Annotated in this window: 1 protein-coding gene; it reads left to right on the top strand. The window is 55.3% G+C overall.

The window, feature by feature from the left end; genetic code table 11:
- On the top strand, positions 1-776 hold a 776-nt coding region (locus E0698_RS26265), incomplete at both ends, for an AMP-binding protein (RefSeq protein WP_192513431.1).

The following is a 776-nucleotide window of genomic DNA, read 5'->3' as shown; positions in this document are numbered from 1 at the left end:
CTGTTCTGGTGGTCGGTGGTCGGCTCGAAGGTGAGTCTGCTGTCGGTTGGCGGGGAAAAGAATCCGGAGGACATCATCGAAACGATTGCCCGCGATGGCGTAAGCACGATGCACTTTGTACCTGCGATGCTGCATACATTCCTGGAGTATGTGGAGCAGCAGCCGTTGGAAGTGGTGAAAGCGAAGCTGGGAACGCTGCGCCATGTATTTGCCAGTGGCGAAGCGTTGCCACCACAGCATGTGGCACGTTTCCAACGCCTCGTGTCGGGTATCGTCGGAGCGAAGTTGATCAACCTGTACGGACCGACGGAAGCGACGGTGGATGTCTCGTACTTCGATTGCGAGCCGAATGAAGAGTATTCGGTCATTCCGATCGGGAAACCGATTCAGAACATCCGTCTGTACATCGTCAAGGAAGGCACGGTGCAGTTGCAGCCGATTGGGGTTGCCGGCGAACTGTGCATCAGCGGTGTAGGGGTAGCACGTGGCTATCTGAACCGTCCAGAATTAACGGCGGAGAAATTTGTCAGCGATCCGTTTGCGGGTGGTGAAGCGGGCTATGAGCGCATGTACCGCACCGGAGATTTGGCGAAATGGATGCTGGATGGAAATATTGAATATCTGGGCCGAATCGATCACCAGGTGAAAATCCGGGGCTACCGGATTGAGCTGGGCGAGGTCGAATCGCAGCTGTTGAAAGTGGAGTCTGTACGAGAAGCCGTAGTCATGGCCCGTGCGGATGAAACAGGCCAAAAACAAATGGTGGCGTACTACGT

The organism is Paenibacillus sp. 23TSA30-6 (genome assembly GCF_014858585.1).
In the GTDB taxonomy this organism is placed as follows: Bacteria; Bacillota; Bacilli; order Paenibacillales; family Paenibacillaceae; genus Paenibacillus.
Note: the sequence above shows the minus strand (reverse complement) of the source record. Positions and strands in the feature narration are given on the sequence as shown.